Annotated in this window: 17 protein-coding genes; 8 read left to right on the forward strand and 9 right to left on the reverse strand. The window is 73.1% G+C overall.

All coding sequences use genetic code 11. The features are described from left to right. Window positions 1-397: 397 nt before the first annotated feature. Window positions 398-1,804, forward strand: a complete 1,407-nt coding sequence (locus ACFWP3_RS38460) for a nucleobase:cation symporter-2 family protein (protein WP_384230812.1) — start codon at window positions 398-400, stop codon at window positions 1,802-1,804. An 87-nt stretch (window positions 1,805-1,891) separates the two neighbouring features. Here ACFWP3_RS38460 and ACFWP3_RS38465 read toward each other — a convergent pair whose 3' ends face one another. After that, complete coding sequence (locus ACFWP3_RS38465; RefSeq protein ID WP_384230814.1) at window positions 1,892-2,521, reverse strand: 3'-5' exoribonuclease domain-containing protein; 630 nt, start codon at window positions 2,519-2,521, stop codon at window positions 1,892-1,894. 129 nt (window positions 2,522-2,650) lie between these two features. Here ACFWP3_RS38465 and ACFWP3_RS38470 point away from each other — a divergent pair, with 129 nt between their 5' ends. Beyond that, window positions 2,651-3,037, forward strand: coding sequence for a VOC family protein (locus ACFWP3_RS38470; RefSeq protein ID WP_384230816.1), 387 nt, complete (start codon window positions 2,651-2,653; stop codon window positions 3,035-3,037). Window positions 3,038-3,100: 63 nt separating this feature from the next. On the opposite strand, the gene ACFWP3_RS38475 is transcribed toward ACFWP3_RS38470, so the two are convergent. From ACFWP3_RS38475 to ACFWP3_RS38485, 3 genes are all read right to left on the reverse strand, one after another. After that, window positions 3,101-4,291: a GDSL-type esterase/lipase family protein gene (locus ACFWP3_RS38475; protein ID WP_384230818.1), complete on the reverse strand. Its 1,191-nt coding sequence runs from the start codon at window positions 4,289-4,291 to the stop codon at window positions 3,101-3,103. A 315-nt stretch (window positions 4,292-4,606) separates the two neighbouring features. Next, a complete protein-coding gene (aceB, locus tag ACFWP3_RS38480; protein ID WP_384230820.1) occupies window positions 4,607-6,226 on the reverse strand; it encodes a malate synthase A in 1,620 nt (539 codons plus the stop codon). A gap of 270 nt (window positions 6,227-6,496) precedes the next feature. Continuing rightward, entirely contained in the window at window positions 6,497-7,186 is a 690-nt protein-coding gene (locus ACFWP3_RS38485; RefSeq protein WP_384230823.1) for an NTP transferase domain-containing protein, read from the reverse strand. A 236-nt stretch (window positions 7,187-7,422) separates the two neighbouring features. Here ACFWP3_RS38485 and ACFWP3_RS38490 point away from each other — a divergent pair, with 236 nt between their 5' ends. Further along, window positions 7,423-8,913: a PLP-dependent aminotransferase family protein gene (locus tag ACFWP3_RS38490; protein WP_384230825.1), complete on the forward strand. Its 1,491-nt coding sequence runs from the start codon at window positions 7,423-7,425 to the stop codon at window positions 8,911-8,913. 82 nt (window positions 8,914-8,995) lie between these two features. On the opposite strand, the gene ACFWP3_RS38495 is transcribed toward ACFWP3_RS38490, so the two are convergent. Both ACFWP3_RS38495 and ACFWP3_RS38500 read right to left on the reverse strand, forming a co-directional pair. After that, window positions 8,996-9,625, reverse strand: coding sequence for a response regulator (locus tag ACFWP3_RS38495; protein ID WP_384230828.1), 630 nt, complete (start codon window positions 9,623-9,625; stop codon window positions 8,996-8,998). Beyond that, complete coding sequence (locus ACFWP3_RS38500; protein WP_384230831.1) at window positions 9,625-10,968, reverse strand: sensor histidine kinase; 1,344 nt, start codon at window positions 10,966-10,968, stop codon at window positions 9,625-9,627. The genes ACFWP3_RS38495 and ACFWP3_RS38500 overlap by 1 nt, the downstream gene beginning before the upstream one ends. A gap of 134 nt (window positions 10,969-11,102) precedes the next feature. Between ACFWP3_RS38500 and ACFWP3_RS38505 the strand changes: the two genes are divergently transcribed. After that, window positions 11,103-12,188: an ABC transporter permease gene (locus ACFWP3_RS38505; RefSeq protein ID WP_384230834.1), complete on the forward strand. Its 1,086-nt coding sequence runs from the start codon at window positions 11,103-11,105 to the stop codon at window positions 12,186-12,188. Beyond that, entirely contained in the window at window positions 12,185-12,865 is a 681-nt protein-coding gene (locus ACFWP3_RS38510; RefSeq protein WP_384230836.1) for an ABC transporter ATP-binding protein, read from the forward strand. The genes ACFWP3_RS38505 and ACFWP3_RS38510 overlap by 4 nt, the downstream gene beginning before the upstream one ends. Here ACFWP3_RS38510 and ACFWP3_RS38515 read toward each other — a convergent pair. Together ACFWP3_RS38515 and ACFWP3_RS38520 are read right to left on the reverse strand one after the other, a co-directional pair. Then, window positions 12,862-14,373: a hypothetical protein gene (locus ACFWP3_RS38515; RefSeq protein ID WP_384230839.1), complete on the reverse strand. Its 1,512-nt coding sequence runs from the start codon at window positions 14,371-14,373 to the stop codon at window positions 12,862-12,864. The genes ACFWP3_RS38510 and ACFWP3_RS38515 overlap by 4 nt on opposite strands. A gap of 150 nt (window positions 14,374-14,523) precedes the next feature. Then, complete coding sequence (locus ACFWP3_RS38520) at window positions 14,524-15,327, reverse strand: IclR family transcriptional regulator (protein WP_384230841.1); 804 nt, start codon at window positions 15,325-15,327, stop codon at window positions 14,524-14,526. 336 nt (window positions 15,328-15,663) lie between these two features. Here ACFWP3_RS38520 and allB point away from each other — a divergent pair, with 336 nt between their 5' ends. After that, window positions 15,664-16,998 (forward strand): allantoinase AllB, encoded by a 1,335-nt coding sequence (gene allB, locus ACFWP3_RS38525; RefSeq protein ID WP_384230851.1) that lies wholly within the window; start codon window positions 15,664-15,666, stop codon window positions 16,996-16,998. 2 nt (window positions 16,999-17,000) lie between these two features. Then, window positions 17,001-18,119: an allantoicase gene (gene alc / locus ACFWP3_RS38530; protein ID WP_384230844.1), complete on the forward strand. Its 1,119-nt coding sequence runs from the start codon at window positions 17,001-17,003 to the stop codon at window positions 18,117-18,119. 141 nt (window positions 18,120-18,260) lie between these two features. Here the strand turns inward: alc and ACFWP3_RS38535 are convergent, their stop codons facing one another. Then, complete coding sequence (locus tag ACFWP3_RS38535; protein ID WP_384230846.1) at window positions 18,261-19,001, reverse strand: SDR family NAD(P)-dependent oxidoreductase; 741 nt, start codon at window positions 18,999-19,001, stop codon at window positions 18,261-18,263. A gap of 179 nt (window positions 19,002-19,180) precedes the next feature. On the opposite strand from ACFWP3_RS38535, the gene ACFWP3_RS38540 reads away from it, so the two are divergent. Beyond that, a complete protein-coding gene (locus ACFWP3_RS38540; RefSeq protein ID WP_384230849.1) occupies window positions 19,181-19,798 on the forward strand; it encodes a dihydrofolate reductase family protein in 618 nt (205 codons plus the stop codon). The last annotated feature ends 144 nt before the right edge of the window (window positions 19,799-19,942 follow it).

Below are 19,942 nucleotides of genomic sequence, written 5' to 3' on the forward strand. Positions count from 1 at the left end.
CTGGGGGGGGTCCCGGCGGCTCGCGCCCCCGCGCCCCGCGGGTTCCGCCGCGCCGGCCTCACGCTCCCCCGGCCCCCGGGTGGGGGGGGCCCCCAAGTCGCCGGGGGGGGGGGCCGGCCCCCGGCCGGCCGGGCCGCGGACCCGAGCGGGGTCCGCGGCAGCCGTTCCCGGGAAGCGCCTGAGGACATCCGAAGGCGCCCCCGGGGGCGGTGACTCGTGCCACTGGCTTCGCCATGCGCGAAAACACTCGCGGAACGGTTTGGGCGAATCGTTTCTGCACCCCTTGGGACAAGGACGCGCAGTACCCACAACTCCATACAGCTCGACTCGCACCGCTTTCGCACCACCTCCAAGACACCCACGTCCCTGCCGACGTGTTACCCGACCGGAGGAAGCCGTGGCCCAGTCGCCCAGGTTTCGCAAAGACGCAGACGCAGTCGCAATACCGCAGGTCTCCGGGGAGAAGCACCCGGTCGACGAGACCCTGCCGCCGCTGAAGATGTTCACCAGCGGCCTCCAGCACGTGGCCGCCATGTACGCGGGTGTCGTCGCGCCACCCATGATCGTCGGGCCGGCCGTCGGCCTCTCGGCCACCGAGACCGCCTTCCTGATGGGCGCCTCGCTCTTCACGGCGGGCCTCGCCACCCTCCTCCAGACCCTCGGGTTCTGGAAGATCGGCGCCAAACTCCCCTTCGTCAACGGCGTGTCCTTCGCCGGTGTGACACCGATGATCGCGATCGGCAAGGGGGAGGGGGACAACGCCATCCCCATCATCTTCGGCGCGATCATCGTCGCCGGAGTCATCGGCTTCTTCGCCGCCCCCTACTTCGGCAAACTCGTCCGCTTCTTCCCGCCGGTCGTGACGGGCACGGTCATCACCCTGATCGGCGTCTCGCTCCTGCCCGTCGCCTTCAACTGGTCGCAGGGCGGGAACAGCACCGCCCCCGGCTACGGCTCGATGCAGAACATCGGCATGGCCGCCGCCACCCTGGTCATCGTGCTGCTGATGCGCAAGTTCCTGCGCGGCTTCCTCCAGCAGATATCGATCCTGCTCGGCCTGGTCGCGGGCACGCTGATCGCCCTGCCGCTCGGCATGACCAGCTTCGACGCCGTCAAGAACGCCTCGCTGATCGGCTTCCCCACCCCGTTCCACTTCGGCGCCCCGCAGTTCCAGGTCGCCGCGATCATCTCGATGTGCATCGTCATGCTCGTCTGCATGACCGAGTCCACCGCCGACATCCTGGCCCTCGGCAAGATCGTCGGCCGTCCGGCGGACGCGAAGACCATCGAGGGGGGCCTGCGCGCCGACACCCTCGGCAGCGCGATCAGCCCGCTGTTCAACGGCTTCATGTGCAGCGCCTTCGCCCAGAACATCGGGCTGGTCGCCATGACCAAGGTCCGCAGCCGGTTCGTGGTCGCCGCGGGCGGCGGCATCCTGATCCTGCTCGGCCTGTGCCCGATGGCCGCCTCCGTCATCGGCGTGGTCCCGCTGCCGGTCCTCGGCGGCGCCGGCATCGTGCTCTTCGGCTCGGTCGCGGCGAGCGGCATCCAGACCCTGGCCGGCGCCGCCATGGAGAAGGGCGAGAACGCCCTGATCGTCGCCGCCTCGGTCGGCATCGGCCTGATCCCGATCGCCGCGCCGCAGTTCTACCACGCCTTCCCGAAGGACCTGCTCGTCGTCCTCGACTCCGGCATCAGCACCGGCTGCGTGGTGGCGATCCTGCTCAACCTGGCCTTCAACCACCTCGGCGCCAGGAAGGGCGCGGCCTCGGCGGCCGCGCCGGACCCGGTACCGGCCCACTGACGCCCGGCCCCCGGCCGGACGTGCCACGGCGGCGCGCACGCCACCCACTGCGGGTGTGGCGTGCGCGCCGCCGTTCGCGCCCCCCGGTCAGCAGGTCGAGTGCTCCCCTGCCGGTACCGGTTCGGGCGCCGGGGGAGTCCACAGCATCAGATTGCTCATCAGCTCGGCCTGTTCGATCGCGTCGTCCAGCGCGTGGTGCGTGTGGGGGCGCCGCGACAGCAGGGCGCGCGGCATCCGGCCCTTCACGGCGGCCCGCAGCGGCACCCGCGCCTTCGTCGCGTAGAGCGTCTTCATGTCCAGGCACCCGGAGTGGCCGAAGGGGCTGTCCGTGCCGAAGCGGATCAGGTACCAGTACAGGAAGGTCCAGTCGAAGGAGGCCGGATAGCCGCACATCACCGGCTGTGCCCCCGCGGACACCTCCCGTACCCAGGCCCGGAACTCGGCCATGGCCACCGCCGGATCGGCGCCCTCCCGCAGCAGCCGGTCGCGGTCCAGCCCGCTCACCGCCAGCGCCTCGGGCACGAACTCCTCGCTGATGGGGCGCAACTCCCGGTAGAAGGTGAGCTGTTCGGGATCGGCGGCCGTATACGAGGCCCCGTCCTGCCGGCCCGCGACCGCGGCCCCGAAGCTGATCATCGAATACGGTCCGGGAATGGGTCCGTCGGCCTCGATGTCGACGGAGATGTACAGGCTGGGGCGTGCGGTGCGGGCTGCCATGGGCCCGAGGATGCCACCACCCCGCGCGGCGATCACCCCGTTTTCCCGGGGCCGGGCCGCGCGGAATCGACGTCCGGCCGTCCCGGAGGGACCATGGGAAGCGGGGTGCCCCGGACCGAAGGAACGGCCATGTTCGAAGAAAGCAGGGCATTCAGCGGATTCGCGGTCGACGACCTGGAGCGGGCCAAGGAGTTCTACGGCTCGACCCTGGGCCTGAGCGTCTCGCAGGACGAGGTGATGGGCCTGCTCCGCCTGGACCTCGCGGGCGGCACCACGGTCTTGGTCTACCCGAAGGAGGACCACCGGCCCGCGACCTACACGATCTTGAACTTCCCGGTGGACGACGTCGAACGGGCCGTCGACGAGCTCACCGCCCGCGGTGTCGCCTTCGAGCGCTACGACGGCTTCGAGGCGGACGCCAAGGGCATTGTGCACGGCGACGAGGGCATGCCCACCATCGCCTGGTTCAAGGACCCGGCGGGCAACATCCTGTCCGTGCTGAGCGGCGGCCCCTGAGGCGTACGCGGCCCTGCCCAATGGCGGGGCCCCGTACGCCGGAGAGACGCAGACGCGCCGGCCCTAGGGCGCCGGCGTGAGGAACGTGCCCGTCTGGTCGGCGCCCGCGGTGTTCTTGCAGCCGAAGCCGGACGCGGCGGGCTGCGCCACGACCAGGGCCAGGCAGCGGCCCGCGGCCAGCTGGCCGAAGTAGTTCGGGTGCATGGACTCCTGGATCAGGCCCTGCGACTCGTTGTTGTCGATCCAGCGCGCCCATTCGCTCGTCTTCGCCGAGGCCGGCGCCGACGCGGTCACGTGCTTGCTCGCCTTGGCGCACACCTCCCGCCCCTGGAGCATGTCCCGCAGGTCCAGGAACTGCACGCCCTTGGCCGCGGCGACCCCCTTGATGCGGTTCGCGATCTGCGGGACGAGCGAGTCCCGCGCCCAGTCCGAGTCCCGGTTCCAGAAGGGGCACCCGCCGGTGTTGAGGCGGCTCCAGTCGCTCTGCGTGTACCGGTTCTCCGCGCCGCGCGGGATCGGCGACGGATAGGACTGCAGCACGATCCGGTAGGAGGAGTCGGCGTACCCGGCGCCGCGCATCACGGCCCGGATCTCGTCCACGGACTTGCCGACGGCTCCCATCACGGCGTCGATCTTCTGGTCGACGCCGTACTGCTGGTCGTCGTGGCAGTACGAGTTCCAGATGATGAAGTCGTACGCGCAGTCCTTGATGATGTCGGCGAAGCCGAGGTCGTTGCCGCCGATGGACAGGGCGATGACCTTGACGTCGTGGCTCGCGGCCACCGCGGCGAGCTGATCGGCCTGCGGGGCCTCCCCCTTGAAGGCCACCCCGCCGTTGGAGGCGCGGAACACGTTCTGCGACGTGGCCCCGGAGCAGGCCAGGTTGACCGCCACATCCGCGATCGGCCCGGCGCTGCGCACCTCGGCGGAGTCGGAGCGGTGGCAGCCGCCCGCGGTGGTCCCGTAGACCTTGCCGGGATCGTAGCTGCTGCCGCTGACCCAGCCCCGGTCGGTCCCGGTCCGGTTGCCGGTGTTGGTCAGGCTGTTGCCCTTCCAGCGGCCGGCCTCCCCGGAGATGTAGCTGTCGCCCATGGAGACCACGGCGGTGGGCCCGGTGCCGGGGCTGGCGGCGGAGGTGCCGGCGCCGGCGGCCATCAGTGCGCCGACGGCGAGCGGCAGAACCATTCCGGCTCCGGCCAGTCGTCGCACACGACTGCCGGCCCGGTCCTTGCTGACGGTGCGGAATCCGATCACTGCGGAACTCCTGCGGTCGGACATGCGGGATCCGGGAACAACTCCGGCGCATGGCTGGGGAAGTGGGGGTTACCGCCGGCCGGTGGCATCGGAAAGGTGACACGGCCCCACTTGTTACCGCTAGGTACAGTCATGTTACGAACGAGTAACGACCGACCGGTCGTTCGGCTCCAGGCCCGTAAAGCGCGGCGGAAAACGCCCCGGAAGGGGCCCGAAGAACGCCCCGGAAAACGCCTCCGCCCCCGGCGCCGTGAAGGCGACGGGGGCGGAGGCGGCTGCGTTCGACTGCTGTGCGTTTCAGTCGAATCCAGTCGTTCAGCCGACCAGCTGGTCGTACGCGGGGAGGGTGAGGAAGTCCGCGTAGTCCGCGTCCAGGGAGACCTGGAGCAGGAGGTCGTGGGCCTGCTGCCACTTCCCGGCCGCGAAGGCCTCCTCGCCGAGCTCGGCGCGCAGCGCGGTCAGTTCCTCGGCCGCGATGGTGCGGGTCAGCTCGGCGGTGGCCGTCTTGCCGTTCTCGAAGACGACGCCGGCGTTGATCCACTGCCAGATCTGCGAGCGGGAGATCTCGGCGGTGGCCGCGTCCTCCATCAGGCCGAAGATGCCGACGGCGCCGTGGCCGCGGAGCCAGGCCTCGATGTACCGGATGCCGACCTGGACGGCGTTGCGCAGGCCGTCGTACGTGGGCTTGGCGTCCAGCGAGTCGATCGCGATGAGCTCGCCCGGGGCCACCGAGACGTCCTCGCGCAGCCGCTCCTTCTGGTTCGGCTTGTCGCCGAGCACCGCGTCGAAGGAGGCCATCGCGATCGGGACCAGGTCGGGGTGGGCGACCCAGGAGCCGTCGAAGCCGTCGCCGGCCTCGCGGTCCTTGTCGGCCTTGACCTTCTCGAAGGCGATCTTGTTGGCCTCGGCGTCCTTGCGGGACGGGATGAAGGCCGCCATGCCGCCGATGGCGTGCGCGCCGCGCTTGTGGCAGGTGCGGACCAGGAGTTCGGTGTACGCCCGCATGAACGGGGCGGTCATCGTGACCGCGTTGCGGTCCGGCAGGACGAACTTCTCGCCGCCGTCACGGAAGTTCTTGACGATGGAGAAGAGGTAGTCCCAGCGGCCGGCGTTCAGGCCCGCGGCGTGGTCCTTGAGCTCGAAGAGGATCTCTTCCATCTCGTAGGCGGCCGTGATCGTCTCGATCAGGACGGTCGCGCGGACGGTGCCCTGCGGGATGCCGACGTAGTCCTGGGCGAAGACGAAGATCTCGTTCCAGAGGCGCGCCTCCAGGTGCGACTCCGTCTTCGGCAGGTAGAAGTACGGGCCCTTGCCGAGGTCGATCAGGCGCTTCGCGTTGTGGAAGAAGTACAGGCCGAAGTCGACCAGCGAGCCGGAGGCCGGGCCGCCCTCGAACTCGAGGTGGCGCTCTTCGAGGTGCCAGCCGCGCGGCCGCATCACGACGGTGGCGAGCTGCTCGGCGGGGGCCAGCGCGTACGCCTTGCCGGTGCGCGGGTCGGTGAAGTCGATGCGGCGCTCGTAGGCGTCGATCAGGTTGAGCTGGCCGAGGACGACGTTCTCCCACGTGGGGGCCGAGGCGTCCTCGAAGTCGGCGAGCCAGACCTTGGCGCCCGAGTTCAGGGCGTTGATGGTCATCTTGCGGTCCGTCGGGCCGGTGATCTCCACGCGGCGGTCGTTCAGCGCGGCCGGGGCCGGCGCGACCTTCCAGTCGCCCGCGCGGATCTGTGCGGTCTCCGGGAGGAAGTCGAGCGTGGAGGTGCGGGCGATCTCGGCGCGTCGCTCGCCGCGGCGGGCGAGGAGCTCGGCCCGGCGCGGGGCGAACCGCGCGTGCAGCTCGGCGACGAAGGCCAGCGCCGCTTCCGTGAGGACTTCGTCCTGTCGGGGCAGGGGTTCGGCATCGACGATGGCCAGCGATGACGGCGCTGGTGCGGACATATCTGTCACTCCTTGCAGCGGCGGTGCCTGGCGGCCGCGGGGGAATGCTCGCGCGCGGACGGCACGGAGTGCCGTCGAGTGTGGAGAGTTCCAAATACGGTCGCGGGCGCCGTCTGGGGGTTCAGGGCGCTTCTGACCAGTGGATAGTAATTTCCTCATGGTGGAAGTTCAATGGTTTGTTGATATCGAGATTCTCTTGGTCGACAGATTTTGCCCGGGGGATGGCGCTCAGTGCCACAGTCGTCACACCCTGCGCTGCCCGAACGCGCTTCAGTCCCGCTCGAGCCGCGCCAGATCGGCGGGCACGTCGATGTCGAAGGGCTCGGCCACATCCGCGCACTCCACCAGAGTGAGCTCCGTCGCGTGCTGTGTCAGGTGGACACGCGCACCTTTGTCATCCGTGGCCGTTTCCGCGATGTCCGCCCACCGGTCCGCGCCGAACAGCACCGGATGGCCGCGCTCCCCGTCGTACGCCGCGGCCACCAGGCTCGCGGGGGACCGGTAGGCCTCCCGCACCCGGGCCACGGCCGCCGGACCGATGCCCGGCTGGTCCACCAGCGAGACCAGGGCCGCGCGGGCGCCCGTACCGGCCAGGGAGGCGAGGCCGGCCCGCAGCGAGGAGCCCATGCCCTGCGCCCAGTCGGGGTTGTCCACGACCACGCAGCCGGCCAGGTCCGCGCGCTCGCGGACCTCGGCCGCCGAGGCGCCGAGCACCACGTGCACGGGCCCGCAGCCCGCCTCGCGCAGCACCCGTACGGCGTTCTCCACCAGCGGGCGGCCGCGGTAGGACAGCAGGGCCTTGGGCCGCCCGCCCAGCCGGCGGCCGCCGCCCGCCGCCAGGAGCAGGCCCGCGATCACCGGAGGACCGGCGTCGGGACCGGGGTCGGGGTCGGGGCGGGAGCCGGAGGGGGCGGTGGCGTGGGAAGCGGCGTGGGGTGCGGCGTGGGAATCGGCTGACATGCCACCGATTCTCGCTCCCGCACGGAGTGCGGGGCACGCCGCCTCAGGGAGCGCCGTACGGCGGCCAGCGCGGCCCCGATCCGCAGCGGCTCGGCGATCCGGTTCTCGGCGGCAGCCAGCAGGGCTCGTTCGTCACGGTCGGTCAGCATCACGCTTCTCCTTGCCAATCGGGGGCCAATACGGCGAGTCTGGACCTCGATTGGCCTGGCCGTCAGAGCCAATCAGGGGAGGTTGGCATGGCGAACGGGCGAGTGGTCCAGACAGCGGACAGAACCATCGGCAGCCGCCAGCTCGCGGCCCTGCTCCCCGCCGAGGTACTGGCCCGCCCCGGCTACCGGGCACTCGCCGACGCCGTGCGGACGCTGATCCTCGACGGCCGCGTCGCCCTGCACGTACGGCTGCCCGCCGAGCGCGAGCTCGCCGAAGCGGTCGGCGCCAGCCGGGCCACCGTCACCGGCGCCTACGACCTGCTGCGCGAGAGCGGCTACGTCCGCAGCCGCCGCGGCTCCGGCACCTGGACCGAACTCCCCGACGGGCACCTGCCGGTCGGCTCCTCCCCCATCCTCGGCGGCGGCACCGGAGGCCGGCCCGACGGAGACCCCGGGATCGACCTCGCCATCGCCGCCATGGGCGCCCCGGAGGGCAGCCTCGCCGAGGCCTTCGCCTGGGCCGCGCCCCGGCTGCCCGGCCTCGCCCGGCACCCCGGCTACCACCCGTTCGGCCTGCCCGACCTGCGCGCGGCCGTGGCCGAGCGGTTCACCCGGCGCGGGCTGCCCACCCGCCCCGAGCAGATCCTGGTCACGGCCGGGGCCCAGCAGGCGTTCGCGCTCGTCGTCAGCCTGCTCTGCCGCCCCGGGGACCGCGTCGTCACCGAGAACCCGACCTACGCCAACGCCCTCGACGCCCTGCGCCACGCCCGGCTGCGCACCGGGTCCGTGGCCGTCTCCGACGCGGGCTGGGACATGGAGATCGCCGAGTCCACGCTGCGCCAGACCGTGCCCCGGCTGGCGTACGCGATCCCCGACTTCCACAATCCGACCGGCGCGCTGATGCCGCCGGAGCAGCGGCTGCGGCTGCTCGCGGCCACCCGGGCCACCGGGACCTGGCTGGTCGTCGACGAGACCATCGCCGACATCGCGCTGGACGTGCCCGCGCCGCCGCCGCTGGCCTCGCTCGCCCCGCGCGGCGGCGCCGAGCACGTGATCACCATCGGCTCGCTCAGCAAGACGCACTGGGGCGGCCTGCGGGTGGGCTGGATCCGCGCCACCGCGAAGATGATCACCGAGCTGACCTCCGTACGGGTCTCGGCCGACATGACCGGCTCGGTGCTCGACCAGCTGGTCGCGCTCCCGCTGATGGAGGGCCTGGAGCGGTCGCTGCCCGCGCGCCTCGCGCAGCTGCGGATCCAGCGCGAGGCCCTGGTCCGCTCCCTGGAGCGGCACACCCCGGAGTGGTCCTGGCAGCTCCCGCCGGGCGGGCTCTCGCTCTGGGTCGACCTCGGCGAGCCCGTCAGCTCCGCGCTGTCCGAACGGGCCGCGGCGGCCGGGGTGCACATCGGCCGCGGCGCCCGGTTCGGCGTGGACCCGGGCACCTTCGAGCACCGGCTCCGGATCCCGTACACCCTGCCCGCGGACCGCCTGGACGAGGGCGTCCGGCTCCTCGCGCAGGCCTTCCACGACGGGGTCCCGCTCGCCCCGGCGGTGGAGCGGCCCTACTGGGTGGCGTAGGCCCGGGGAACGGACCGCCGAGCCGTACGGCCGAGGCGTACGGCCAACGCGTACGGCCAACGCGTACGGCCAACGCGTTCGGCTACGGCGTACGGATCAGGCGGCGGGTGGCGGCCGCGGCCACCGCCGAGGTGCGGGAGTCGACGCCGAGCTTGGCGTAGACGTGCACCAGGTGGGACTTGACCGTGGCCTGGCTGAGGAAGAGCCGCTTGGAGATCTGCTGGTTCGACAGGCCGTCCGCGACCAGCTGGAGCACCTCCAGCTCCCGCTTGGTCAGCGCCTCCGCGGGCGTCCGCATCCGGTCCATCAGCCGCAGCGCCACCGCCGGGGCCAGCGCCGACTGGCCCGCCGCGGCCGTCCGCACCGCCGCCGCCAGCTCCTCCGGCGGGGCGTCCTTCAGCAGGTAGCCCGAGGCGCCGGCCTCCACCGCCGCCAGGATGTCCGCGTCCGTGTCGTAGGTGGTCAGCACCAGCACCCGGGGCGCGTCCTGCCGGGCCGTGATCAGGGCGGTGGCCTGCGAACCGTGCATGCCGGGCCCGAACTGGAGGTCCATCAGGACCACGTCCACGGGCTCTGCGGCGGCCAGCTCCACGGCCCGTTCGGCGGTCGCGGCCTCGGCCACCACCGCGAAGTCCGGTTCGGTGTCCAGCACCGCGCGCAGTCCCGCCCGGACCACCGGGTGGTCGTCCGCGAGCAGCAGCCGGATGGTCATCAGGACGCCTCCAGGGGCAGCGGCAGGGTGACGGCCACGGCGGTGCCCTGGCCGGGGTCGGACTCCACGGTGAACAGCCCGCCCAGGGTCTCGGCGCGCGAGCGCATCGCGGGCAGCCCGAAGCCGCCGTCCCCGGAGGCGGCGGCCGCGGAGCGGGGGTCGAAGCCCTGCCCGTCGTCCACGATGTCCAGCGTCACCGAGGCGTCCATGAAGGTCAGGGTGATCTCGGCGCGCTTCGCCCGCGCGTGGCGCACCACGTTGGCCAGCGCCGACTGCGCGATCCGCAGCAGGGCCACCTCGTACGGGGTGGGCAGCACCCGCGGGGTGCCGATCAGCGAGAACCGCACCCGCGGCCAGGGCGCCCCGGCGCACAGCCGCCGCAGGGCCGCCGGCAGGGAGCCGTGCTCCAGGTCGGGCGGTGTCAGGGCGCGGACGAACCGGCGGGCCTCGGCGAGGTTCTCCTGGGCGGCTTCGCGCGCCTGCGCGATGTGCGCCAGCGCGGCCGCGTGCCCTCCGGAGGCGGCCCCGGCCGGCCCGGGCGGCAGGCACGCAGCGCCCGCAGTGCCCGCAGTGCCCGCCGTGCCTGCCGTGCCTGCCGTGCCCGCAGCGCCCGCCTGACCCTCGGAGAGGGTCCGTTCGGCGGCCCGCAGCAGGAGCTGGATGGAGGACAGCCCCTGGGCCAGGGTGTCGTGGATCTCCCGGGCGAGCCGCTCCCGTTCGGCCAGGATCCCGGCGCTCCGCTCGGCCGCGGCCAGTTCCGCCCGGGTGGCGATGAGCTCCTCGATCAGCTCGCGGCGGCGCTCGCTCTCGCGGTACAGCGCCTGATAGCCCAGTACGGTCGCCACCGCCACGGCGCCGCCCAGCAGCGGCCCGAGGAACGCCCCGGGGGTCGCCGCGCTGCTGTGCGCGAGGAAGCCGCCGATGGCCGCGCAGGCGGTCAGCGCGACGGCCGCGACCCCCCAGCGCAGCCGCAGCAGGTGCAGCTCCAGGAAGTACAGCGGAAAGGCGATCCACAGCCCGTCGGGGGAGACCGCCAGCAGGCCCGCCCAGGCCGCGCCCAGCGCGGCCAGCCACACCGCCCCGGCGCGCGGCGAGCGGTGCACCACGGGGGCCCGTACGCCGGCCGCGTACACGGCGGCGAGCACCGCGCAGGCGGCGACCACCCACCCGGCCAGGGGCGCCGAGTCGGCCAGCGCCCGCCCGGCGGCCAGTACGAGCAGCCCCAGCAGCAGGGCGTGCAGGCACAGCCGCAGCACCTTGGACACGGGCGTGAGGGGGCGTGACGCGGAGGGCACCGGGGGAGCGGGCGGGACGGCGAACGCGGCGGAGAGGGGAGCAGTCATGGCCGGACCAGCGTAAGTCGGGCCGGGGCACCCCCGGTCAACCGAAAGTTTGATGTCCGGGTGGGCCCTTCGATACGAGGATCACTACTGTGGCGCGATGCCTTGTGTCCACGCGGAAGACCAAGGTGGGGGACATGTTCGTCGCATGGAGAGATCTAAGGTTCGCGAAGGGCCGGTTCGCCCTCATGGGCTCGGTGGTCCTGCTGATCACGCTGCTGGTCGGCCTGTTGTCCGGACTCACCGCCGGCCTGGCCCGGGAGAACATCTCGGCCGTCACCGGGCTGCCCGCCACCCACCTGGCGTTCGCGGCGCCCGCCGGTGACCAGAAGGTGTCCTTCACCAACTCCCAGGTGCCCGAGAAGGCCTGGCGGGCCTGGCGGGAGCGGCCCGGGGTGCGGGCCGCCGAGCCGCTCGGGATCCGTACCACCAACGCCGCCTCGGGCGAGCGCACCGCCGCGGTGTCCGTCTTCGGCGTGGAGCCGGCGGGGGGGCTGGCTCCGCGCGGCGCGGGCCTCACCCAGGGCCAGGTGGTGCTCACCGAGAAGGCGGCGAAGGAGCTGGGCGGCCTCACCGCGGGGGCCAAGCTGAAGATCGGCCCGCTGGAGCTGGCCGTGGCCGCGGTCTCCGGCACCGCCGCCTACAGCTACACCCCGGTGGTCTGGATGGACCTGAACGACTGGCAGCGCATCGGCAACCCGGGCACCTCCCTGGAGAACCTGGCCACCGTCCTCGCGGTCTCCGGCGACGGCATCGACCTGCCCGCAGCGGACGCGGCCGCGGGCACCAGGGCCCAGACCGTGGACGAGGCCCTCGGCGCCATCGGCTCCTACCAGGCCGAGAACGGCTCGCTCCAGCTGATGCGCGGCTTCCTCTTCGCCATCTCGGCCCTGGTGATAGGCGCCTTCTTCACGGTGTGGACCATCCAGCGCAGCGGGGACATCGCCGTCCTGAAGGCCCTGGGCGCCTCCACCCCGTACCTCCTCAAGGACGCCCTCGGCCAGGCCGTGGTGATGCTCGCGATCGGCACCGGGCTGGGCACTGCGCTGGCCGCCGGCTTCGGGGCGCTGATCAGCGGCGGGGACGTGCCCTTCGTGCTCGACACCGCCACCGTGCTCGTACCGGCCGCCGTGATGATCGCGCTCGGTGCGCTGGGCGCGGCCCTGTCCATCCGGCGGATCACCGCCGTCGACCCGCTGACCGCCCTCGGGAGCGCCCGATGACCCTGCTCGTCCACGACGTCACGCTCACCTACCCCGACGGCGACTCCCGGCTCACCGCGCTCGACGCGGTCGGCCTGGACGTGCCCGCGGGCACCCTGACCGCGGTGATCGGACCCTCCGGTTCCGGCAAGTCCAGCCTGCTCGCCGTCGCCGCCACCCTGGTCACCCCCGACTCCGGCCGGGTGGTCGTGGCCGGCCGGGACACGGCGGGGATGAGCGCCGCCGAGAAGTCGGCCCTGCGCCGGGAGAAGATCGGCATCGTTTTCCAGCAGCCCAACCTGCTGGCCTCGCTGACCGCCGCCGAACAGCTCCAGGTCATGGCGCACCTCTCGGGCCGCCCCGCGCGGCTGCTGCGCCGGCGCGCGCTGGAGCTGCTGGACGCGGTGGGGCTGGCGGACAAGGCCGACAAGCGGCCCCACCAGCTCTCCGGCGGCCAGCGCCAGCGGGTCAACATAGCCCGCGCCCTGATGAACGAACCCGCCGTGCTGCTGGTGGACGAGCCGACCAGCGCGCTCGACCACGAGCGCGGCGCGGCCGTGCTGGACCTGCTGGTCACGCTGACCCGCGAGCGCTCCACGGCCACGGTCCTGGTCACCCACGACCACGCCCACCTGGAGCGGATGGACCGCACGGCCACGATGGCCGACGGCCGCCTCACCGTCTCGGTTCCCGCCTAACCGTCCCCTTCGGGGCGCGCCGAAGGGGACAGGTAGGCGAGGCGGCCGCGCAGGCCGGGGAAGTCCGGCAGGGGGAGCGGCCGCCAGCCCCGCGCCCAGGGGGGCGGCGGCGTCGCGGCCGGCACCAGTACGACGGCGGGCCGGGTGCGGGCCAGGGCGGCGAGCCCGTCGGGCGTGATGCTGCCGTCGTGGCCCCCGTAGACCTGGCGCGAGGCGCACCCGGCGAGGAACGCGACCCGGGGGGCCTCCCAGCCGCTGACCACGCAGGGCGGCCGTACCCCCTGCCGGTGCAGTTCGGCGACCACGGCGGCGAACGCCGTCCGGTTGGCCCTGCCGCGCGCTCCCAGCGTGGCGGTGACCGCGAGCTGGAGCGCGAGATGCGCCGCGAGCGCCAGGCAGAGCACCCCCAGGGCGAGGGGGCGGCTGCGGGCCCAGGTGTACAGCCGGGCGAGGCACAGGGCGACCGGGAGGGCCAGCAGGGCGTACGCGGGCAGCAGGAAGCGGGGTGCCGCGTATCCGACCAGCAGGAGGTACGGCGCGGCCAGGGACAGCGCGGTCACCGTGGGTACGAGGATCAGGCGCAGCCGCCCGGCGCGGTAGGCGGCGACGAGCCCGCCCGCGGTGAGCAGCGGCAGGGCGAGCCACCACAGGGCGGTGACGGGCTCGGACCAGGGCACGTCGCACGGGCGGCAGAGCGTACGGCCGCCCAGGGCGCGCAGGTGGTCGCCGAAGGCCGGATGCCAGCCGAGCCCGCCCTGGATCTCTCCGGCGCGGTGCAGCCGGGCGAGGAGTCCGCCGTAGCGGAGCTCGGCCTCGACGGCCCACTCGGCGCCTCCGAGCAGCGCCCCCGCCCCGAGCGCCGCGAGCAGCGCGGGTCGCCGCCCGCCGCGCACGGCCGGCACGAAGCACGCCAGCGGCAGGACGAGCCAGACCGCGTCGGAGGGGCGCATGAGCGCGGCGAGGGCGATCCCGGCGCCGACCCCGGCGAGCGCGAGGCGGTCGCCCGGATCGCGGGCGGCCCGCAGGAAGCAGCCGACGGCGAGGAGCGCCCCGAAGGCCACCCAGAGGTTGGGCATGGCCTGCGGACCGTAGAACACGGTCGGCCACAGGCCGGCGAGGAGGGCCCCGGCCAGGGCGAGCACGGGCGCGGGGAGCAGCCGCCGCCACGCCCAGAGGGAGAGCAGGAGCGCCGCCGACGACAGCAGCGCCAGGTAGATCCGCAGGGCGGTGACGGAGGGGGTGAGCATCTGGACGGGGGCGACGAGGAGGGTGATGCCGCGGGCGCGCGGGGCGCTGAAGAAGGCGGCGGGAGCGTCGCGCGCGACCTGGCTGACGTACACGGTCTCGTCCCAGCCGAGTCCGGTGCCCGGCACGACGAGGAGCAGCTGGGCGACGGCGTACGCGGCGGCTACGGGGGCCAGGAGGACGAGAGCCCGCCGCCTCCCCGCGTCGGCGGACCCGGGCGGGGCACCGGTCGGGCTCGGGGCCGTCAGGGGGGTCGGGGCCATGGGCGGACCTCGGGGCGGTGAGGCGGGGCAGTTGCCCACCACGCTGCCCTGCCGGCGGGCGGCCCGCCACCGCCGGCAGCAGTCGGCCCAGTGCGGGGCGGGAACGGCGGCGCCCGCCCGTGTCCACGCCTGCGGTCTACCGACTGTCGGCTAGGCCGGGGTCTGGTTGGACAGGGCCACCGAGAGCTCGGCGGCGACGCCCTGCAGGATCGGCACGAAGGACTCGGCCACGGCCTCGGTCACCCGGCCGGCCGGGCCCGAGATGGAGATCGCCGCGGCGGTCGGCGAGTTCGGCACGGACACGGCGAGGCAGCGGACTCCTATCTCCTGCTCGTTGTCGTCGACCGCGTAGCCCGACTTGCGGACCTTCTCCAGCGCGTCGAGGAAGCCCTCGGGCGTGGTGATGGTCTTCTCGGTCGCCGCGGGCATGCCCGTGCGCGCCAGCAGGGCCCGTACCTCGTCGGCGGGGGTGTAGGCGAGGAGCGCCTTGCCCACGCCGGTGGAGTGCGGGAGCACCCGGCGGCCGACCTCGGTGAACATGCGCATGGAGTGCTTGGACGGCACCTGGGCGACGTAGACGATCTCGTCGCCGTCGAGCAGGGCCATGTTCGCCGTCTCCCCGGTCTCCTCGACCAGGCGGGCCAGGTAGGGGCGGGCCCAGGTGCCCAGCAGCCGCGACGCGGACTCGCCGAGGCGGATCAGCCGGGGGCCGAGGGAGTACCGTCGGTTGGGCTGCTGGCGGACGTAGCCGCATGCGACGAGCGTGCGCATGAGACGGTGGATCGTGGGCAGCGGCAGTCCGCTGGCCGCGGAGAGTTCGCTGAGGCCGACCTCACCCCCGGCGTCGGCCATGCGTTCGAGCAGATCGAAGGCGCGCTCAAGGGACTGGACGCCACCGCTGGCGGCGGTGGGCTTGGCGGAAGCGTCGGTGGTGCTGGCGCTGGACGTCGGCACGGCGCGGTCCTTTCGGTGCTGGCAGGCAAGGAAGCAGCCTACCGGTCGGTCGGCGTCGGCCCTAGTGCGGGGGCGAAGCCGTCCCCGCCGGTCAGAGGCGGTTTGTCCGGGTGGCGGACGTCCTCGGGAAGGTATCTTCCCGCCCCCCGGTGGTGGTAGCTACATTCTGTATAGCGAAATCTTAATTCCATCCTGTGGAAACATCCAATTGCGGTGGAGGCGTGTCAGTGGTCCGTCCGGGCACTCTTGACTGCTTCTCGATCGCCGTGAAGACTCCGTCAACAGAACGTTGAATTTCGCTCTGTGGAAGTAGATGGGGAGGTTCCGGTGTCCGACGTGGCTGTGGAACTGGTACTGCGCTCGACGCGCGTCATCACCCCCGAGGGGACGCGCGCCGCCTCGGTGGCCGTCGCCGGCGGGAAGATCACGGCCGTGCTGGCGCACGACGCCGAGGTACCGGCCGGAGCCCGGCTGGAGGACTTCGGTGACGACGTCCTGCTCCCCGGCCTGGTCGACACCCACGTCCACGTGAACGACCCGGGCCGCACCGAGTGGGAGGGCTTCTGGACGGCGACCCGCGCCGCGGCGGCCGGCGGGATCACCACGATCCTCGACATGCCCCTCAACTCCCTGCCGCCGACCACCACCGCCGACAACCTGCGCGTCAAGCAGGAGGTCGCCCGGGCCAAGGCGCACGTGGACGTCGGCTTCTGGGGCGGCGCCCTGCCGGACAACGTCAAGGATCTGCGCCCGCTGCACGACGCCGGCGTCTACGGCTTCAAGTGCTTCCTGTCGCCCTCGGGCGTGGAGGAGTTCCCCGAGCTCGACCAGGAGCAGCTCGCCGCCTCCCTCGCCGAGATCACCGGCTTCGGCGGCCTGATGATCGTGCACGCCGAGGACCCGCACCACCTGGACTCCGCGCCGCAGAACCCGGGCCCCAAGTACGCCGACTTCCTGGCCTCCAGGCCGCGCGACGCCGAGAACACCGCGATCGCCAACCTGATCGCCCAGGCCAAGCGGCTGGGCGCCCGCGTCCACGTCCTGCACCTGTCCTCCTCCGACGCGCTGCCGCTGATCGCCGCCGCCAAGGCCGAAGGCGTCCGGATCACCGTCGAGTCCTGCCCGCACTTCCTCACCCTCACCGCCGAGGAAGTCCCCGACGGCGCCACCGAGTTCAAGTGCTGCCCGCCCATCCGCGAGGCCGCCAACCAGGACCTCCTGTGGGACGCGCTCGCCGACGGCACCATCGACTGCATCGTCTCGGACCACTCGCCCTCCACGGCGGACCTCAAGACCGGCGACTTCGCGACCGCGTGGGGCGGCATCTCCTCCCTCCAGCTGGGCCTGCCCGCCATCTGGACCGAGGCGCGCAGCCGCGGCCGCAGCCTGGAGGACGTCGTGCGCTGGATGTCCTCCGCCCCCGCCGCCCTCGCCGGGCTGACGCAGAAGGGCGCGATCGAGGTGGGCCGCGACGCCGACTTCGCCGTCGTCGCCCCTGAAGAAACGTTCACTGTGGACCCGGCCGAACTGCACCACCGCAACCGGATCACGGCCTACGCGGGCAAGACCCTGCACGGCGTCGTGAAGTCCACCTGGCTGCGCGGCACGCAGATCGCCGACCACGGCACCCCGACCGAGCCCACGGGCCTCCTCCTCGAAAGGCAGAACTGACAGTGGCGATTCCCTCTTTCACCGGTAACGCGAACCCGTACGGAGGCGGCGACCCGTACGCGGACTACCGCACCGCGGACTTCCCGTTCACCCAGTACGCGAACCTCGCCGCCCGTGAGCTGGGCGCCGGTGTCATCGCCGCCAACGACGAGTTCTTCGCCCAGCGCGAGAACCTGCTCATCGCCGAGGCCGCGCACTTCGACCCCGAGCACTTCGGGCACAAGGGCAAGATCATGGACGGCTGGGAGACCCGCCGCCGCCGCGGTGTCTCCGCCACCCAGCCCTGGCCGACCCCCGAGGACCACGACTGGGCGCTCGTACGCCTGGGCGCCCCCGGCGTCATCCGCGGCATCGTCGTCGACACCGCCCACTTCCGCGGCAACATGCCGCAGGCCGTCTCCATCGAGGGCACCAACTGGGACGGCGCCCTCGCGCCGACCCCGGAGGAGCTCCTCGCCGACGACGTGAAGTGGACCGTGCTCGTCCCGCGCACCCCGGTCGGCGGCCACGCGGCCAACGGCTTCGAGGTGACCGCCGAGCAGCGCTTCACGCACCTGCGCGTCAACCAGCACCCGGACGGCGGCATCGCCCGCCTGCGCGTGTACGGCGAGGTCGTCCCGGACCCGGCGTGGCTCGCCACGCTCGGCACCTTCGACGTCGTCGCCCTCGAGAACGGCGGCTCGGTCCAGGACGCGTCCAACCGCTTCTACTCCCCGCCGACCAACACCATCAACCCGGGCCGCTCCCGCAAGATGGACGACGGCTGGGAGACCGCCCGCCGCCGCGACAACGGCAACGACTGGATCCGCTACCAGCTCGTCGCCGAGTCCGAGATCCGCGCCGTCGAGATCGACACGGCGTACCTCAAGGGCAACTCCGCGGGCTGGGCCTCCCTCTCCGTCAAGACCGGCGAGGAGGGCGAGTGGGTGGAGTTCCTGCCGCGCACCCGCCTGCAGCCCGACACCAACCACCGCTTCGTGCTCGACGCCCCGGCGGTCGGCACGCACGTCCGGATCGACATCTTCCCGGACGGCGGCTTCTCCCGCCTGCGCCTGCACGGCTCCCTGACGGAGGCCGGCGCCGCCGCGCACGCCGCCCGCCACCAGGAACTGGGCGCCTAGTCCGGCAGTCCGGCAGTCCGGCTGCCCCGGGGGCCGACACCCCCGGGGCGCGCCCGGCCCCGTAGGGGCGCACCGCACGCCGGTGCGCCCCTACGGGCCTTCGGGTCCTCCGGAGCGCGGCCCGCAAGCCCGGCCCGAGGGCTACGCCGCGTGCCCGCCGTCCACCGCGTACTCGGCGCCCGTCATGTACGAGGCGTCCGGTCCCGCGAGGAAGGACACCAGGCCCGCCACCTCGCGGGGGGTGCCGAACCGGCCGAGGGCCGTCATCGCGGCCTGCGGCCCGGCGTACGGACCGCCGGCCGGGTTCATGTCCGTGTCCACCGGCCCCGGATGCACGAGGTTCGCGGTGATGCCGCGCCCGCCGAGCTCCCGCGCCAGCGCCTTCGTCAGCCCGGTCAGCGCCGACTTGCTCATCGCGTACAGCGTGCCGCCCGGGCCCGGGACCCGCTGGGCCATGCAGCTGCCGACGGTGATGATCCGGCCGCCGGAGCCCATCCGCCCGGCCGCGGCCCGCGCCGTCAGGAACACGCCCCGGACGTTCACCGCGAGCACCCGGTCCACATCGGCCGGGGACAGCTCCTCCAGGGGCCCGAGCACGCCCACCCCCGCGTTGCCGACCAGGACGTCGAGCCGCCCGAAGGCCCGTACGGCCTCCTCCACCGCCGCCGCGCCCCCGTCCGCCGCCCCCGCGTCGGCCCGTACGGCCAGCCCGCGCCGCCCGAGCGCCCGGACCTTGCCGACCACCTCCGCGGCCGCCGCCGCGTCCTCGACGTACGTGACCACGACGTCGAACCCGTCCTCCGCCAGTCGCAGCGCCGTCGCCGCGCCGATCCCGCGGCTGCCCCCGGTCACCAGTGCCACAGAGCCGTTCGTGCCGTCCATGCCGTCCTCCTCCGTCTGCCGTCCGCACCCCATTGGTTGCGTCTTCAATGAGATGGCAGTCGGCGACCGTCCGCTGGCGGGAATCGGACGTGGCGTTCCGCGCGCGCCGCACCGATGAGTTCCCGGCGTCCCGGGAGTCTGAATCCGCGTAAGGACGATCGAGCCGGGAGAGCAGAGTCATGGGCAAGCTGACCCTCACCACCTTCCTGTCCGTCGACGGCGTGATGCAGGCGCCCGGCGGCCCGGAGGAGGACACCAGCGGCGGGTTCGAGTACGGCGGCTGGGTGGTGCCCTATGCCGACGAGGGGATGGGGGAGTTCGTCACCGAGGTCTTCGACCGGGCCGGGGCCTTCCTGCTCGGGCGCAGGACGTACGAGATCTTCGCCTCGTACTGGCCGCGGCACGACGACCCCGCCGACCCGGTCGCGGCCAACCTGAACAGGCTGCCGAAGTACGTGGCCTCGACGACCCTCAAGGAGCCGGCCTGGGGGCCGGCCACCGTGATCGACGGGGAGCAGTTGCAGAGCGAGGTGGTCCGCGCCAAGGACGCGCTGGAGGGGGAACTCCAGGTGCACGGCAGCGGGCAGCTCGCGCAGTGGCTGCTGGCGCGGGACCTGGTGGACGAGCTGAACCTGCTGGTCTTCCCGGTGTTCCTCGGCGCGGGGCGGCGGCTGTTCCCGACCGGCGGGCTGCCGACGGCCTTCGATCTGACGGGCTCGCGTACGACGTCCACCGGCATCGCCGTCCACACCTACCGGACCAAGGGGCGCGCGGCCTTCGGCACCTTCGGCGAGTAGCGCACCGGGGCGCCGGGGCCGTCACTTTCGACCTAGTGCTGTGACCGGGAAGGTTCACCGGGTCGCGACGCCCGGCACGGCACCTCGCCGCGTTGTCGGACCACGCAAGTACGTCCAGTACAAGCTGTGGTCCTCCGCCTTGCG

This window comes from Streptomyces sp. NPDC058525, from assembly GCF_042719495.1.
GTDB lineage: Bacteria > Actinomycetota > Actinomycetes > Streptomycetales > Streptomycetaceae > Streptomyces.

What these genes read in the sequence shown, in the direction of transcription:
- ACFWP3_RS38465 (WP_384230814.1), bottom strand. Translation starts at nt 2,521, where the DNA reads ATGGCAGCCCGCACCGCACGCCCCAGCCTGTACATCTCCGTCGACATC.
- ACFWP3_RS38470 (WP_384230816.1), top strand. Translation starts at nt 2,651, where the DNA reads ATGTTCGAAGAAAGCAGGGCATTCAGCGGATTCGCGGTCGACGACCTG.
- aceB (WP_384230820.1), bottom strand. Translation starts at nt 6,226, where the DNA reads ATGTCCGCACCAGCGCCGTCATCGCTGGCCATCGTCGATGCCGAACCC.
- ACFWP3_RS38485 (WP_384230823.1), bottom strand. Translation starts at nt 7,186, where the DNA reads ATGTCAGCCGATTCCCACGCCGCACCCCACGCCGCTTCCCACGCCACC.
- ACFWP3_RS38490 (WP_384230825.1), top strand. Translation starts at nt 7,423, where the DNA reads ATGGCGAACGGGCGAGTGGTCCAGACAGCGGACAGAACCATCGGCAGC.
- ACFWP3_RS38495 (WP_384230828.1), bottom strand. Translation starts at nt 9,625, where the DNA reads ATGACCATCCGGCTGCTGCTCGCGGACGACCACCCGGTGGTCCGGGCG.
- ACFWP3_RS38500 (WP_384230831.1), bottom strand. Translation starts at nt 10,968, where the DNA reads ATGACTGCTCCCCTCTCCGCCGCGTTCGCCGTCCCGCCCGCTCCCCCG.
- ACFWP3_RS38505 (WP_384230834.1), top strand. Translation starts at nt 11,103, where the DNA reads ATGTTCGTCGCATGGAGAGATCTAAGGTTCGCGAAGGGCCGGTTCGCC.
- ACFWP3_RS38510 (WP_384230836.1), top strand. Translation starts at nt 12,185, where the DNA reads ATGACCCTGCTCGTCCACGACGTCACGCTCACCTACCCCGACGGCGAC.
- ACFWP3_RS38515 (WP_384230839.1), bottom strand. Translation starts at nt 14,373, where the DNA reads ATGGCCCCGACCCCCCTGACGGCCCCGAGCCCGACCGGTGCCCCGCCC.
- ACFWP3_RS38535 (WP_384230846.1), bottom strand. Translation starts at nt 19,001, where the DNA reads ATGGACGGCACGAACGGCTCTGTGGCACTGGTGACCGGGGGCAGCCGC.
- ACFWP3_RS38540 (WP_384230849.1), top strand. Translation starts at nt 19,181, where the DNA reads ATGGGCAAGCTGACCCTCACCACCTTCCTGTCCGTCGACGGCGTGATG.